This window comes from Paenibacillus sp. F024 (assembly GCF_057814255.1).
On sequence record NZ_JBVASZ010000001.1, the window covers coordinates 366,847 to 380,508 of the forward strand.

Genomic DNA, 13,662 nt, shown 5'->3' on the forward strand with positions numbered 1-13,662 from the left:
CGCTTAACTTTTCTCCCCGGTTCCGTATTTGTCCTGCAGCGCCTTCTCTACCTCGGGAGGCACCAGATCAACGACAGGCCCGTGGAACCGGGCAACCTCTTTGACGATACTAGAGCTTAAGTACGAGTACTTAGGCGTGGACGTCATAAAGAAGGTTTCAATATCACTTTTCAGCTTGCGATTCGTGGAAGCCAGCTGCATCTCATATTCAAAATCCGAAACTGCGCGCAATCCTCTGACGATGACATTCGCATTTTTTTTCTGCATATAATTAATAAGCAAATCGCGGAAGCCGTCGATTTCTACATTCGGCAGATCCGCCGTCACCCTGCGCAGCAGCTCCATCCGTTCCTCCAGCGTAAACAGCGGATTTTTGCTTGTATTGTTCAGCACCGCCACCACCAGCTTATCAAATACCTTGGCGGCCCGGCGAATGATGTCCAGATGCCCGTTCGTCACAGGATCAAAGCTTCCCGGATATACCGCCACGCGAAGCACTCGTTCGTTTCCCTGCTCTTTTACGTCCATTCGTATGGTCAGCCCCCTCTAACATTACCCTTTGATGTTTCTATTCCCTTGTACGGTTTTGATAAATCGTTATCGCCGTATCCCCGTATTCCGCCCGGCGCACCTGTTCCAAGGTCCCGTAGGTTTCCTCATGCCGATCTTGTGCATCATGCTCGACGATGATACGGGCTTCATCGGCCAGCAAGCCGCTTTGCTGTAATTGCTCCAGCAGCTCCCCGACGATCTTTAACTTGTATGGAGGATCCACAAAAACCAGATCAAACTGCGCTTCCCGCTTGGAAAGCGCTTTGATGGCGCGAAGGGCGTCATTGCGGTAAATCTCGGCGCGGTCCGAAAAGCCGGTGTTCTGAAGATTGTGACGGATCGTATCGATCGCTTTCTTGTCCATATCCGTCAACACGGCCCGGTCTATTCCGCGACTGAGCGCTTCGATGCTGAGTCCGCCTGTCCCGGCGAATAAATCCAGCACCAGTCCGCCATCGAAATAAGGTCCGATCATGCTGAATACCGCTTCCTTCACCTTATCCGTTGTGGGCCTTGTCCCCATACCCGGTACCGCTTTCAGCGGACGCCCCTTGGCACTGCCCGATATGACTCTCATTCTTACAGCCTTCCTTTACCTGCGTAATAATGCTATCGTACCATAAACGAATTCTTTTGCACAAAAAATCCAAAAAAATTTTTCCCGCCGATGTATATCTTGGTACCGAACGGGCCATCCTTATATCATCGACATCCGAAAATGTCGTAGACAACCGCGGAGAAGACTTACGTTCCCCATAAGCTCTTCGTCCGGTTTCTCCTCTCCCATGAAAGGGCCTCGTCGCGAGACGGGGCCCTGAATTATTATAACGAATCCTCTAGACCCTTGATATTACAGGGATTTTCTGATTAGATCAGTTCTTTTGTTTTCCGATTAACAAATTTGAATAATAAGCCTGGGGACGAGTTGGGGACCAAATTCTATTTATAGGATCATTATTTCTATAATTTGACCGCTAACAAAACTAAACGATTAATACCTAAAATTCCTTTATAAAAATAGAGTTTAACTCTTGTTAATCCATAAATCGATCGGGATTAATTTTTGGTTAATTCCCTATTGTTTTTCTTTCCCAAGCTTCTATGATAACAATATTCTCCGGATCTTCTTCCTTCCATAATATATAGCCTTCCTTTTCTAAGGCAGACAAAACTAATAATACCCCGTGTTGACTTCGACCAGTCTTAATCTGAATTTCTTTAATGGTGGGCATTCTTCGGCGGATACTCGAATAATTACCAAGGATTCGCAATACTTTTCGCTCTATATCGTTAAGCAAGATCAACCCCTCCAATCTTACTCACCTAAATATAAGACCGCACGTTCTTTTTTCAAGTGTCGAAATTACCTCTTTCATTGATTAGTTGAAAGTTTAATTTAAACGTTTCGACATCCTTTTATGTTATATACTATCTTTTTTAGATTTTATGTGCATTTTATTCCATTTATAGGTATCCTGAACTACGGTGAAGGGATAGAATCCGTTCGCTTCAAAGGAGAGATTTGAATGCGAAGGATATCTGACGTTGAATTAATTTATGCATATAAAATTGCCATTGAACAAGATTTAGATAGGGACTTTGTAAAAATGCTCAAGGAGGAGTTAGAACGCAGAGGAATTCATATTCAAACTGCTATCGAAGAACTAGACAAGTAGGAGACGCCGCTAATTACTGACTAATTCTTACTAAATCTGAAGGGCGGATGGGTTCTACGCCCTTCACTGGTGGGGCATTGTGTCCCACCTTATTCTGTTCGAAGTCCGTTGGCCGGGCGTTTGAATTCTGCCATCCCTTTTTTCATCGCCCGCTCCGCTCGGGGTTTCGCCGGTCTTATTCAACATTCGAACTTTTTAAATAAAAAGCACCAAATACTGCGCTTATAAAGTTGATTCGTTTTTCGTTTGTGAAAAAATCAGTCATTCCTAAATTGAATAAAGTTCGTAATGGTGCCTTTCATCGTGTAAGGTTGTTTTTTAATTCTGGATTTCTTCCATCTCGGTCGGGCAAACTATGGTTTGGAACTGCACTGGTAAAGCAGCTGCTCTTCCTTATCCAAAACAAAGGAGTGAGATGGATGACTGAAAAAAATGATGCTCGCAACGATGCTCGTGACCAAGAGGCAGCCAATACGACTGGCCTCGATGCCGGTGAGGCTGTGGGAACTGCGGGCGGTGCAGCAGCAGGTGCTGCCGTTGGTTCCGTTTTGGGACCGGTTGGCACCGTTGTAGGAGGCGTCGTCGGCGCCGCGTTGGGCAACAAAATGGGTGATGGTATAGATGCCACCGACAACGAGACAAACGCGCGTGGGGCAACAGGTTCCGGCGGCGACACGGCACCGGATCGAAAAGAATAAAAAGCGCTAGAACTTAACCTATTAGGTAAGAAGAAGCAGGGTGCAGGGGCAACACTCTGTACCCGCTTATTTTATTGGACGGCACTTCACTGAGGATCCACCGCTTTTCACCTTTGACGATCGTCATGTCGGACCGGACCACAATCGATTGAATTACGAGGTGGTATGTTCAGCCCTCCCAACTCAAATAAAAAATCGCCCAAATTCGGACGATTATTCAGGGAATCAATCACGGGTTAATGAAATCAACATTTGCAAAGTGTACAGAGCCATTACCTTCTGCCTCAAGGATTAGCTGTAAGACGCCTTTAAGATCAATTTGCACTTTGCCTGTGGCGACCTCTTCAAGGATCTGCTTAGATTCTGATTTGATAATTACAATAATAAATCCGGCTATGCGGGGTTCAGCATTTACTGATTTGGGTTCCCCTTTGTTTGTAATTCGGGGTCATTTGTTCATTCGATAAATTTGTTTATTTTCAATCACTCGAATAGGCTGCGTCCAAACCTCAGATTCAGGCATGGTGTCCAACGCATCCTCAACGGCCTGTAACTTTGCATCCAACTGATCGATATAGTGAAGTGCCACTGCCTCTGGAATTTGCGGCTGAACAGGGCTCCCCCATTCTCCTAAATTGTGGTGAGAAAGAACCAGGTGTTGAAGAAGAACAATCTTCTCGCTTGAACTATCCATACCTAACGCTATGGCAGCTTCAACAATCCAGTTGGCCGCCATCGATATGTGCCCCAGGAGTTTTCCTTTAAAGCTATAATCCGTGACAATCCCAAGCTCTGCATTCATTTCCTCAGGTTTTGCGATATCATGCAATATGATGCCGGCTTTAATGTAATCCTTATTTAAAAATGGCCTTTGCTTTGCTACAAATTCACCGAGCTCCAGCATGCGGCATATGTGATAGGCCAACCCGGCGTAATAAGCGTGATGCATGGCTTTAGCCGCTGGATAATGCATCAGCTTTTCTTCTACTTTGCTTACACAAAACTGAACAACATTTCGAATTTCACTATCCTCAATACTTGCTACCGTTTGGTTAATGATATGTATCAAATCTTCTGGCCGGATCGGTGCTGACCTAACGAAATCAGTTAACGAACATCCGTCATCATCTTTGACCTTCCGAATACGAACTACCTTTAGCTGTGGCTTTTCTCGGTACAATTGGACAATTCCCTGAACCTTGACCAACATCATGGGGAAGTAGGTTTCTTTATCAACAGAAGAAACCTCCCAAAGCTTTGCAGGAATCTCCCCGCTCTGATCAGCAAGTACCAGATCAAAATAATCTTTTGAAGGAGATGTGCTGGTTTGCTTTAGATCCGCTCTTTTTAGCAGATAAAACCCGATGATTTCGTCGCCTTCTGCGAATGTTCTAATCAATGTCATGGAGTAGGTCTCTCCTTTCTCGTATATTAACCACTTATTACACATTACAACGGCCGCAATATGGCTGCAACCTTAAAAGATTTAGACCTGAGATAAGCTGCATCACACCCTCTTGCAACAATCTCTTTTCTAATTCAGTGGAGTCGAGTTAAAACTTAATATTCAAACGTTGTTCGTCTTACGGCAGGCTTTATTGGCACTAATCTTAGTGACATTGGGAACGTTGTTTGAAACTAATCTGCTTTGGATTTCGTATAAGCTTTTATAAAAAAGTAACAGCAGCAAGGATGATGACGAAAGTTTGTTACTACTATAGAGATTAGTTTAAATGACAAAACATATCGAGAGGTGCTTTATGAACAAAGAATTAGTATTCCGCATCGTCCCTTCCTTGGCTGTAGTGATGGCTTGTGTCCTATTATGGAAAGAAACAATAACCCCTACTGCATACTTTATACTTATCAGTCCATTCGTGCTCCTTTACGTTTGGGGCAGGATTAAACGATAAGCCTCGCCACGTGTGTGAACTTGTAAGAACTAATTTAACCCTTCCTTCTTTCTTTTATATGCGATATGATAACCCCTTAAATTAACAGAATGTTCAAAATAACATTAAAATCTTACATACATTTCCTTACAAAATATCCTATAATGTGATTAACTAGTGATTGAGGGAGCGAATTCAAAGTGTCAGAATCATCTTTAATGGAATTAATTGAAGGGTTACGTGAACAAATGATTCAATTAGCATTAGAAAAAGAAACTATGCTAGATAGTGAAGTCATAGCAATTAGTCAACAATTGGATGTTTATCTTCTTCGATGGCAGCGATTAGTAAACAAAAAAACTTCAAAACCGATTGGTATAAGCAAATCATCTGCTTAACCTCTATTTCGCTTTATTGATCACTGCTCGTTATTCTTCCTTACTTAAATGCGATCAGCCCCACTGGTTTATTCTCTTCGCTTTTACATATACTTTCCTTTATCTTTTTCTAAGAGATATTACAGGGACCCTGCCCCCATTCAACATGTCCACTTACGTGAACCGATAATAACCCATTAATTTCAAGGTGTCAGTTAGATGAAGCAGCGTCCATATGTAATTTCCAACCGAACGTCGATTTGCTCATTAAGTCGGTGGATCCGTTCAATACTGCTCGTTGCGATTTTATATTTGTTATATAATTTACGATTTTGATGCGGGGTCACTGCTTTAGAAGTTTTATCCGCATACATCCTCTATCCTAACCCCTCCATCAATAAATTGAATGATTCCATGTGCTCTAGACCTCAGCATTCAGATGCATCTCCACACATAAAAATAGTAAAATTGGAAACCGTAATACATGAATTTCCACCAGTGGTCTGATGAAAGGAGCAATAGGTCATGAATAACAAAGAAAGCACTGACCAAAAACAAGACATCAACAGTAATATCACAAAAAATGCCCAATCTATGAATAAGTCCGGGATTGACTATATCTGGGGAAGCGATCAAGATGAATTGGTCGAAAATCAGGATAAAGGGGAGTAATCCTCATTAAGATGGGATTTAAGGCAGTCAGGCAAAAATACCCGACTGCCTTTTTGATTTTTATACAGCTTTCCTTCCCCGTAATAAACAGAGGGCAGTGGAAATGGCCCCCTCCTAGATGATTCTATCTATAATGGTGGTCAGACTTAATGCTCCTGAATGGTCTGAGCAATTGCTGCCAGCCGTCCAATGCCTTCCCGCTATCTTCTTCCTCTCGTTTTCGTATATCTCATGCTGCCTAACCCTATTGCGTTTGCCCCTCCTCATCCAAACCTCCTTTCTTATTGAACATTTGTTTGTTTTTCCTTTTATCCCGGCGGAGTTCAGTTTCGATGTAGGAGACTTATGTCTGCATTGTGTGTTCTTGCATCTTTGGAATTCCGCCATGCTTCGTCATCGCCGCATCGTTCTACTCCTTCCTCCAACCCGTGATTACTCACCGATGTTCCTCCACGTCTTTTGAAAAATCGCTCCCAGACATCTGACAAGCATCATCATATTATAGTTGTGGCCTCTTCGTTTTCGAGCTATGATGAAATCAACACACACCATGGGAGATGGTAATATGTCAATCCGCAAATCGTTTTTGAGCGTGTCCATCGGATTACTTATCGCTGTTTTAGCCATCGGATTATTGCCATTTTTGATAGTATTAAGCTTTTCTGAAATTGGCATGTTTTCTGAACTAAGTGCAACCCCATTGCTGCTGAAGCGTTTATACAAGAATGACACTCAGAAAGTAAAAGTGAAATCATCTAGATAGATAACTCAGATGTAAATTGGTGAGAAAGAGCAAACCGCTTCTTTTTTTCGCCGAAATAACAACCTCATACTATGTTTTTGAATGTTCACGAGCTTCCATCCTCATATGCCGCCGCTCACTTCCGTTGCCGAAAGGAGAGCGGCGATTTCCTGATACCCTGCCCGAATCGTTTTATGTAAGCTCACTACCTTTATACGGGTGTCGCCAGCAGTTCGCTAAGATGCTGATCCAGTTGATTCCAATACGCCTCCTCCGTGCCGAACAATCCGAAGTGTCCGCACAGGCTGCTGATGACCCGCAGCTCGCTGCCGGGTATAAGCTTCTGCTCGTCCTCGCAATCCTTCGGCGGAAAGAACATATCCGTGTCGATGGGCAGGACGAACACCTTCGCTTTAATTCGGCCGAGAGCTGCCTTCAAATCGCCTCCCGTATTTCGGCTAACATCCCCCCGTTGCCATTTCCACGCCATGGTGAGCAAAGCATTAGGATCCATGACCCTGAAGGTCGGGTGCATGAAGTCCTGCATGAACGCATCCAACGACTCGACTCCGAACAGCCTCCACCCTTCCCGCTTGTAAAACTCGGTACATAAACCCATTACCGCCCAAATGTCGGCGTGCCGCCTGAGTCCGTCAACTACCTCTGTAACGGAGCGATAGCTGCCGTTATTCCAGCCCGGATCAGATGTAATCGCTTCCATGAGTGTCGCGGTAAATAAGAAATCATGATGGGTATTCTTGGCTGTGCCTGCGATCGGAGCCGCCCGCTTGACCATATCGGGGTAGCGCACCGCCCATTCGTACGTTTGCTGAGCTCCCATAGACCCACCGACAACAAGAGCCAGCTCCTGTAGGCCGAACTTCTGTGTCACCAGTTGGTGCTGGGCACGGATATCATCGCCGATGCGAACCTTCGGAAAACTGGCCATTCCATACGGCTCGGGCATATTGTGAGGTGAACTGGAAAGGCCGTTGCCGATTTGATTGATTAGGATGATGAAGTACCGGTCCGTATTAAGCGCCCGGTTCGGCCCGATATAGCTTTCCATGATTTTGGTGGTTCCGGAAAACCATGTAGGGATCAAAATGGCATTATTCTTCTGCACATTCAGCTCGCCGAAGGTCACGTAAGCCAGCTTGCAATCTGGGATGACGCCACCCTCTTCCAACGCGAAATCACCTAAAGAATACATCTCATAAGGACCATGATTTTCTTGCGAATAGTATGGAACCTCGATCACGGAAAAAACCTCCTTTTAAAAGATGTCTGAATATTATCAAATTTTAGATAAAACGTCTAGTGTACTGTCTGATCAGATTGATACAATATGGATATGAATTTCTTCTCAATTATCTCAACTGACATCGCATAATTATATTCTGTACAGGGTGACTTCAATAGAGCAAATATTGAGCAATTTGAACTTAACACCTATTAACCGGACGGCACAATTGTCGACGATGCCCTCTCTCATAAACTGAACCATTTCATCGCGCTCCCCCGTTCATATCCCCCAATTGGGGGATTGTAATAAAGATTTGCTACGTATAGAATGCAGATAATAACACTGAAGCGCACAACGATCTGAAAGGATGAACGGCATGAATGGCGTGACCTTAACCCATTTGAAATCATTGAATTCTATAACCATATCTGTCGATGCATCCCGTAAATATATCGTTAAAGTATCCGGGTTAAAATTTGACGGCTCTGAACAATCCGGCTTATTAGATATTTGGGATTCTTTAAAAGAAGCGATGATCTGCGCCAAAGGAATCGCAAAAATGTTCAAGCTGCATTACAGGTTTATACTCGTTGAATTTTTTTCGGCGGAACCCGCATATGAGGTGCTTTAGATTCCACATCGATTTTTCACAATCTCCGTCCTACCTCTGTAACCTTGCGCATCAACCAGGGGTTTACGCTAAAATAAGTATTTGTATAAAAAGAGAAAAGAAATGATTGAGCGTTATTCAGGACCTCGTCGAGAGACGGGGTCCTGAATGGTTTTATAGCCGCCGGATCATAAGAAAAAGAACCCCTTTCGGAGTTCTTTTCAACGGTGAATTGAATTTGGTACTGCTGCATTGAACCCTGCGAAAGCTTGGTTTTTTACCTGTCCCACACTTCTGCAGTACGGATACTACATTAACGTGCTGAAGGCACATCCCCTCACTATCTATTTAGATTCAATAACACCTTCCCCGGTATTTCTCGTTAGATCGCCCAACGGAACCACACCTCTCTTTTCACCGTTATAGCTAGCATTAGCTTACGGTTTATCTTTTATGCATGTCCTGTTCGGCACCCCCTAAAAAATTAAATTGATTCCATTTATAAAAAAAAATGATATACAAAATATCCCAAACAGCTATTCCAAAGAAAATTTAATGGTACAATGTAACTAGTTCTAAAGGTCTAATATCGACACAATATGACAAGGGTGATTACAACTTGAAATCCAACATCTATAAAGAATTGCGAAGCACACAGCAAAGCGAAGAAGTTCGCTTATATTATCTTATGCAAGAAATTAAAGAGATCCTCAATGAGAAGAGAAACAAGACCGTACTGGAAAAAGTCATTCATTGGGCATCAAACCGTAAGCCGCGAATCAAGCCCGTCGTTTGGAAAAACAATAGCCCGTCACAAGCCGGCGATAAGCCGTAATTTATAAAATGAAGGAGCGCCCCATTTTTATGGGAAGCGCTCCTTCGTTACAGCTCTTATTCCTCCATAGCGGCTTCAAACGCATGGGATACTTTTTCGAATTCCTCGTCACTTTCAATCATAGAAAGCTCATCGTTTTCGTCCACACGCAAGAAAAAGATATCAACTTCCTCTTCCCCTCTATTTTCATCTTCAAGCTCGTCCAGGTAAGCAACAGCTATGTAATGCCGGGAATCGATATCAAGCGAGCCCAGCACCTCGACTTCCTGCTCGACTTCTTCTTCGTCTACAAGGGTAAATACTTCGCCAACTTCAATTGCCATTTGTATATTCCTCCTTCGGTTGTAGGTTCTATCTTAACCTATTTTGCCGCGATTGTACAAAGGATCTGCATCCTGCGGAATCGCTTGAATACAAAGAAAGGATTCCGTACAACATACAAAGGATAAAAATCCCTGAAAGGACGAGACATCCAATGGAAAATAAAAAGGACTATTTAAACGAGACATCCAACACCGCTGCCGGAATCAATACACCTCCCGATCAGCAGGACACAGCCGCAACCGATTTGTTGAATGATTTCGTTGAACAGACGATGGATAATATCCAGCATACGTTCGATGGCGAATCCAATGAAAATAAGCAGTCCTAAAATACGTTATTTCTCGTACAGCTCGAGTGGAAGGGCATCCGGGTCGGAAAAGAAAGTGAACCGCTTTCCCGTGGTTTCGTCGATACGGATAGGCTCGACAACAACACCCTGAGCTTTCAGCTTTTGGACCGCCGCTTCGATATCATTCACCTCAAAAGCCAAATGCCTCAGCCCCTGCGCTTCCGGGTAGCTGGGTCTTGGCGGAGCGCCCGGAAAAGAGAACAATTCAATCTGATGATCCTCTCCGACCAGCAGGTCCAGCTTATAGGAATTCCGCTCTGCCCGGTACGTTTCGCGGAGCAACGGAAGGCCGAGCACCTTCGTATAAAAGAATTTGGACTTCTCGTAGTCGGAGCAAATGATCGCGGCGTGATGTATTTTATTGATGTTCAGCATGATGGATGGACAAACCTCCTGTTTAGCTCTTCGGGATCCAAGCGACCGCCCGAACCGGTGAGCCGGAGCCGCCTTTAATCTTGAGAGGAAACTCGATAAAGAAGGATTATCCGGCAATCCGGTCCAATCCCTTCAGATTTTCAAAAATCGTAATGCCGTTTCCAAGAAGCTCATCATGGGCCGGATGGTTCCCTGAGGCTGAGCTGTCAATGGCCAGCGTATCGCATCCGACCGCTTTTATGTTTTTGGATACCAGGTAGGCGGCATATCCTCTTCCAGCACATGAGACAGATCAATCATCTCCATGCTTTGAACGGCTTGAAGCAGAGTTCGAGCGTGACTCATCGTTGATCTTCCTCACAGGTTATGACCCATCCAAACATACAACATCATCAATCCAAATAACAGCACGCAGAAGTTTACAAGCACGAACAAATAACGCCAAAGCGGCGAATGGTGAAATTCGAAAGGCGTTTTGAAGACGCCATCGCCTACAATCAAAAACATGAGCAGCAGCGTATGTATGATCGTGTGCCCCACCACTTCCATGAAGCCGAATACGGCTGTCGTCGTGATAAACACGAGCGTGACGACGATCGAAATAAACCGATGCAAGATGCCTACAATGAAGGTCCAGGCCAGCCCCAGCTCGATAAATGCGCTGATCAGCACAAAATCCTCCATACCAAAGCCGAACGTTGGAATCCCGAACCTGTGAATAATGTCGTAGGACTTTTCAGGCATCGTTATTTTTTCCAATCCCAGCCAGGCAAGCGATAAGCCCGTAAACAAATACAGCACCGGCGTCGCCGTCGGCTTCCACCTTGTCCCCGCTACGAACAGGTAATATATGATTCCGATATAGAACATATAATCCAACGCGTGAAACAGCCCGTATTCCAGCAGCGCATACCCGTATAACAAAGCCAGAGCGGCGCCGCTTAGGGGAAGCCATCTTTGATGCAGAAGGCCGGCTAAGGCCAGCACGACGATGCCTTTGATCCACAAAGCATCCGCTGCAAATTCCGGAGCCAGAAAAGATGAATAGACGAGCTGCATCAGCAGTCCGGCCCCCAGCCCGATCCGCAAAATGTTCGGAACGTACGGCTTCCATGTGTCCAATACTCCGTGTATCCGCCGGATAAAACCGACCCGTTCCAGGGAGTCGTTGAGCAGGGCCGACACAAGCAGCCCGGCAAGCGTTACCCCCAACCAAAATAAAAACGACGGCGTTAGCACCTCCAACGTGGGGATCGGCAGCGTTCGGTCCTCTTTGGTAAACCATTTGACGTGTGTATACGCGATATTCCCACTTATCACATCCAGCATCGTTTGATCTCCCCTAACCTATTCCTTCCATTGGGAGTATAGACCATCCCATGGATAGAGCAGAAATGGCATCTCAGGCTTTTCCCGCTCATGTTCAGTACCTTCTTACCCCAAAATCGGGTATCAGAAAATTTTACCTGAAAATCTCTCTTGAAATGCGAATGTTTGTTCGCTATTCTATGTATGATAAGAACATACGTTCCATGAGTGAGGGTGAACAGCATATGCTGAATTCCGTTTCAACTTCCAAACAGAGCAAGCGCACCATCATGCTGGCGGACTGCCAATCGTTTTATGCCAGTGTAGAAAAAGCGGATTACCCGGAATACAAAAATAAGCCCGTGGCTGTAGCGGGAGATCCCGCACGCCGGTCCGGAATCATCCTGGCTGCTTGTCCGATAGCCAAAAGCTATGGCGTAACTACAGCCGAACGGCTTGGCGAAGCACTGAACAAATGCCCGGATCTGGTAGTGATACGTCCCCGCATGCAGCATTATATCGACGTTTCACTGATGATTACACAAATCTATGAAGAGTATACGGACCTTGTTGAAGTATTTAGTATCGACGAGCAGTTTTTGGACGTTTCGGCAAGCCTGTCTATTTTTGGCGACCCTGCAGCGATTGCCCAATCGATTCAACAGAAGGTCCTGAGTCAAACCGGAGTATGGGTACGAATCGGGATCAGCTCCAACAAAATACTGGCTAAAATCGCAACCGATATATGGGCTAAAAAAAATCAGAGCGGCGTGTTTACCTTACCCGCTTCCGATGTAGAGGGGCTGCTGTGGCCCGAGCCCGTAAATAAGATGTTCGGAGTCGGATCCCGTATGACGGCTCACTTTACCCGCCTTGGAATGCATACCATTGGCGATATCGCAAGAACGCCGCTTCCGCGCCTTAAAGATAAATTTCGTGCCTACTTTGGCAAACAGTCGGACATCCATGCTGAAGTGATGTGGCGAACGGCGAACGGCCTGGATGAAAGTCCGGTTACCCCCAAAACCTTTGATACGCAGCCCAAATCCGTCGGTCACATGATGACTTTGCCTAGAGATTACACCGATACGACAGAGGTCGATACGATCCTGCTCGAGCTTACGGAGGAGGTCTGCCGCGACTGCCGGCGCAAAGGATATATGGGCTCCGTAGTGACGGTCAGCTGCATGTGCAGCCCTTACGAGGCACCGACCGGATTTTCCCGTCAGATGAAGCTGCCGGACCCTACGAATCATACGAATACGGTATTCCAGGCCGTGAAGGAGCTTTTTTATCGCTTTTGGGACCATATGCCGGTACGCCGCCTCGGCGTCACCTTAAGCCGGCTGACCAACGATCAGCATTATCAGCTTACCTTATTTGAGAATCAGGAGAAGAACAGATCTTTAGAGAAAGTAACCGACGGTATAAAAAACCGGTATGGGAGTTCAGCCATTGTACGGGCTTCTTCGCTGACGGCAGCCGGTCAGGCTATGGAGAGATCATTGAAAATCGGAGGACACTATAAATGAAAGACAACAAGCTCACACCCGGCAAAAACATCCTCTGGGAATCCTCGCGCATGATGCTGCCTGAGCATAAGGAGCAATTGCTCCGGCACCGACGCGAGCTGGGCAGGCACGAGAAGCCAACACTTGACGAGCAGCGCTTGGAGGAGCTTGGACAGACGCTCGGTACGGCGCTCCAGGAAGATGCAGCGCTGCGCCTGACCCTATTTGATCACGGTGAACGCACATCGATCGACTGTACGATTGTGCAGGTGGACCTGCACCTGCGACGGATCAAGGTGCGCTGCAGTGAAGGCTCCGCATGGGTGAGGCTTGCAGACGTGATCGGCACAGAGCTGCTGTAAGGCGGGCCCCGTCTTCCCGCAGCAGGAGCATTCGCTCGCTTCCTATCCCGCGCTTTCATAAGAAAAGGACTGCAAAGCGAGGAATGCTCCTAACCGCTGGCCTCACCGCTTCAATCCCGGCATCATCGGACTT

18 protein-coding genes are annotated in these 13,662 nt (G+C 45.7%); 10 read left to right on the forward strand and 8 right to left on the reverse strand.

Annotated elements, in window-relative coordinates:
- Positions 1 to 3 precede the first annotated feature (3 nt).
- The 3 genes from coaD to ACZYR9_RS01840 all read right to left on the reverse strand — a co-directional run bounded on the left by coaD (position 4) and on the right by ACZYR9_RS01840 (position 1,850).
- Positions 4 to 528 (reverse strand): pantetheine-phosphate adenylyltransferase, encoded by a 525-nt coding sequence (gene coaD, locus ACZYR9_RS01830; RefSeq protein WP_488976740.1) that lies wholly within the window; start codon positions 526 to 528, stop codon positions 4 to 6.
- A gap of 40 nt (positions 529 to 568) precedes the next feature.
- Positions 569 to 1,129, reverse strand: a complete 561-nt coding sequence (gene rsmD, locus ACZYR9_RS01835; protein WP_488976741.1) for a 16S rRNA (guanine(966)-N(2))-methyltransferase RsmD — start codon at positions 1,127 to 1,129, stop codon at positions 569 to 571.
- Between the two features lie 490 nt (positions 1,130 to 1,619).
- On the reverse strand, positions 1,620 to 1,850 hold the full coding sequence (locus ACZYR9_RS01840) for a helix-turn-helix domain-containing protein (RefSeq protein ID WP_488976742.1): 231 nt from the start codon (positions 1,848 to 1,850) through the stop codon (positions 1,620 to 1,622).
- Between the two features lie 228 nt (positions 1,851 to 2,078).
- Here ACZYR9_RS01840 and sda point away from each other — a divergent pair, with 228 nt between their 5' ends.
- Both sda and ACZYR9_RS01850 read left to right on the forward strand, forming a co-directional pair.
- Complete coding sequence (sda, locus tag ACZYR9_RS01845) at positions 2,079 to 2,228, forward strand: sporulation histidine kinase inhibitor Sda (RefSeq protein WP_488976743.1); 150 nt, start codon at positions 2,079 to 2,081, stop codon at positions 2,226 to 2,228.
- Between the two features lie 230 nt (positions 2,229 to 2,458).
- Complete coding sequence (locus ACZYR9_RS01850; protein WP_488976744.1) at positions 2,459 to 2,926, forward strand: glycine zipper domain-containing protein; 468 nt, start codon at positions 2,459 to 2,461, stop codon at positions 2,924 to 2,926.
- 448 nt (positions 2,927 to 3,374) lie between these two features.
- Here ACZYR9_RS01850 and ACZYR9_RS01855 read toward each other — a convergent pair whose 3' ends face one another.
- Positions 3,375 to 4,331, reverse strand: coding sequence for a 3'-5' exoribonuclease YhaM family protein (locus ACZYR9_RS01855; RefSeq protein WP_488976745.1), 957 nt, complete (start codon positions 4,329 to 4,331; stop codon positions 3,375 to 3,377).
- 687 nt (positions 4,332 to 5,018) lie between these two features.
- Here ACZYR9_RS01855 and ACZYR9_RS01860 point away from each other — a divergent pair.
- From ACZYR9_RS01860 to ACZYR9_RS01870, 3 genes are all read left to right on the forward strand, one after another.
- Positions 5,019 to 5,216, forward strand: a complete 198-nt coding sequence (locus ACZYR9_RS01860) for a Spo0E family sporulation regulatory protein-aspartic acid phosphatase (protein ID WP_488976746.1) — start codon at positions 5,019 to 5,021, stop codon at positions 5,214 to 5,216.
- 504 nt (positions 5,217 to 5,720) lie between these two features.
- Complete coding sequence (locus tag ACZYR9_RS01865) at positions 5,721 to 5,867, forward strand: hypothetical protein (protein WP_488976747.1); 147 nt, start codon at positions 5,721 to 5,723, stop codon at positions 5,865 to 5,867.
- 565 nt (positions 5,868 to 6,432) lie between these two features.
- Complete coding sequence (locus ACZYR9_RS01870) at positions 6,433 to 6,630, forward strand: hypothetical protein (protein WP_488976748.1); 198 nt, start codon at positions 6,433 to 6,435, stop codon at positions 6,628 to 6,630.
- A gap of 190 nt (positions 6,631 to 6,820) precedes the next feature.
- Here the strand turns inward: ACZYR9_RS01870 and ACZYR9_RS01875 are convergent, their stop codons facing one another.
- Positions 6,821 to 7,870 carry an alpha/beta fold hydrolase gene (locus tag ACZYR9_RS01875; RefSeq protein ID WP_488976749.1) on the reverse strand — a complete coding sequence of 350 codons (1,050 nt, stop codon included), beginning with the start codon at positions 7,868 to 7,870 and terminating at the stop codon, positions 6,821 to 6,823.
- Positions 7,871 to 8,231: 361 nt separating this feature from the next.
- On the opposite strand from ACZYR9_RS01875, the gene ACZYR9_RS01880 reads away from it, so the two are divergent.
- Positions 8,232 to 8,486 carry a hypothetical protein gene (locus ACZYR9_RS01880; protein WP_488976750.1) on the forward strand — a complete coding sequence of 85 codons (255 nt, stop codon included), beginning with the start codon at positions 8,232 to 8,234 and terminating at the stop codon, positions 8,484 to 8,486.
- Between the two features lie 598 nt (positions 8,487 to 9,084).
- Positions 9,085 to 9,300, forward strand: coding sequence for a hypothetical protein (locus tag ACZYR9_RS01885; protein WP_488976751.1), 216 nt, complete (start codon positions 9,085 to 9,087; stop codon positions 9,298 to 9,300).
- A gap of 56 nt (positions 9,301 to 9,356) precedes the next feature.
- Here the strand turns inward: ACZYR9_RS01885 and ACZYR9_RS01890 are convergent, their stop codons facing one another.
- Positions 9,357 to 9,623, reverse strand: a complete 267-nt coding sequence (locus ACZYR9_RS01890; RefSeq protein WP_488976752.1) for a DUF1292 domain-containing protein — start codon at positions 9,621 to 9,623, stop codon at positions 9,357 to 9,359.
- A gap of 152 nt (positions 9,624 to 9,775) precedes the next feature.
- Here ACZYR9_RS01890 and ACZYR9_RS01895 point away from each other — a divergent pair, with 152 nt between their 5' ends.
- On the forward strand, positions 9,776 to 9,952 hold the full coding sequence (locus tag ACZYR9_RS01895) for a hypothetical protein (RefSeq protein WP_488976753.1): 177 nt from the start codon (positions 9,776 to 9,778) through the stop codon (positions 9,950 to 9,952).
- Between the two features lie 6 nt (positions 9,953 to 9,958).
- Here ACZYR9_RS01895 and gloA2 read toward each other — a convergent pair whose 3' ends face one another.
- Entirely contained in the window at positions 9,959 to 10,345 is a 387-nt protein-coding gene (gene gloA2, locus ACZYR9_RS01900; RefSeq protein ID WP_488977126.1) for an SMU1112c/YaeR family gloxylase I-like metalloprotein, read from the reverse strand.
- Between the two features lie 360 nt (positions 10,346 to 10,705).
- Positions 10,706 to 11,677, reverse strand: a complete 972-nt coding sequence (locus ACZYR9_RS01905) for a hypothetical protein (protein ID WP_488976754.1) — start codon at positions 11,675 to 11,677, stop codon at positions 10,706 to 10,708.
- A 224-nt stretch (positions 11,678 to 11,901) separates the two neighbouring features.
- Here ACZYR9_RS01905 and ACZYR9_RS01910 point away from each other — a divergent pair, with 224 nt between their 5' ends.
- Both ACZYR9_RS01910 and ACZYR9_RS01915 read left to right on the forward strand, forming a co-directional pair.
- Positions 11,902 to 13,188 (forward strand): DNA polymerase IV, encoded by a 1,287-nt coding sequence (locus tag ACZYR9_RS01910; protein ID WP_488976755.1) that lies wholly within the window; start codon positions 11,902 to 11,904, stop codon positions 13,186 to 13,188.
- Complete coding sequence (locus tag ACZYR9_RS01915) at positions 13,185 to 13,529, forward strand: YolD-like family protein (protein WP_488976756.1); 345 nt, start codon at positions 13,185 to 13,187, stop codon at positions 13,527 to 13,529. The genes ACZYR9_RS01910 and ACZYR9_RS01915 overlap by 4 nt, the downstream gene beginning before the upstream one ends.
- The last annotated feature ends 133 nt before the right edge of the window (positions 13,530 to 13,662 follow it).

Bases quoted from the DNA above. Each gene is read 5' to 3' on its own strand.
- ACZYR9_RS01855 (WP_488976745.1), bottom strand. From the start codon at position 4,331: ATGACATTGATTAGAACATTCGCAGAAGGCGACGAAATCATCGGGTTT.
- ACZYR9_RS01895 (WP_488976753.1), top strand. From the start codon at position 9,776: ATGGAAAATAAAAAGGACTATTTAAACGAGACATCCAACACCGCTGCC.
- rsmD (WP_488976741.1), bottom strand. From the start codon at position 1,129: ATGAGAGTCATATCGGGCAGTGCCAAGGGGCGTCCGCTGAAAGCGGTA.
- coaD (WP_488976740.1), bottom strand. From the start codon at position 528: ATGGACGTAAAAGAGCAGGGAAACGAACGAGTGCTTCGCGTGGCGGTA.
- ACZYR9_RS01880 (WP_488976750.1), top strand. From the start codon at position 8,232: ATGAATGGCGTGACCTTAACCCATTTGAAATCATTGAATTCTATAACC.
- sda (WP_488976743.1), top strand. From the start codon at position 2,079: ATGCGAAGGATATCTGACGTTGAATTAATTTATGCATATAAAATTGCC.
- ACZYR9_RS01865 (WP_488976747.1), top strand. From the start codon at position 5,721: ATGAATAACAAAGAAAGCACTGACCAAAAACAAGACATCAACAGTAAT.
- ACZYR9_RS01870 (WP_488976748.1), top strand. From the start codon at position 6,433: ATGTCAATCCGCAAATCGTTTTTGAGCGTGTCCATCGGATTACTTATC.
- ACZYR9_RS01915 (WP_488976756.1), top strand. From the start codon at position 13,185: ATGAAAGACAACAAGCTCACACCCGGCAAAAACATCCTCTGGGAATCC.
- ACZYR9_RS01890 (WP_488976752.1), bottom strand. From the start codon at position 9,623: ATGGCAATTGAAGTTGGCGAAGTATTTACCCTTGTAGACGAAGAAGAA.
- ACZYR9_RS01905 (WP_488976754.1), bottom strand. From the start codon at position 11,677: ATGCTGGATGTGATAAGTGGGAATATCGCGTATACACACGTCAAATGG.
- ACZYR9_RS01910 (WP_488976755.1), top strand. From the start codon at position 11,902: ATGCTGAATTCCGTTTCAACTTCCAAACAGAGCAAGCGCACCATCATG.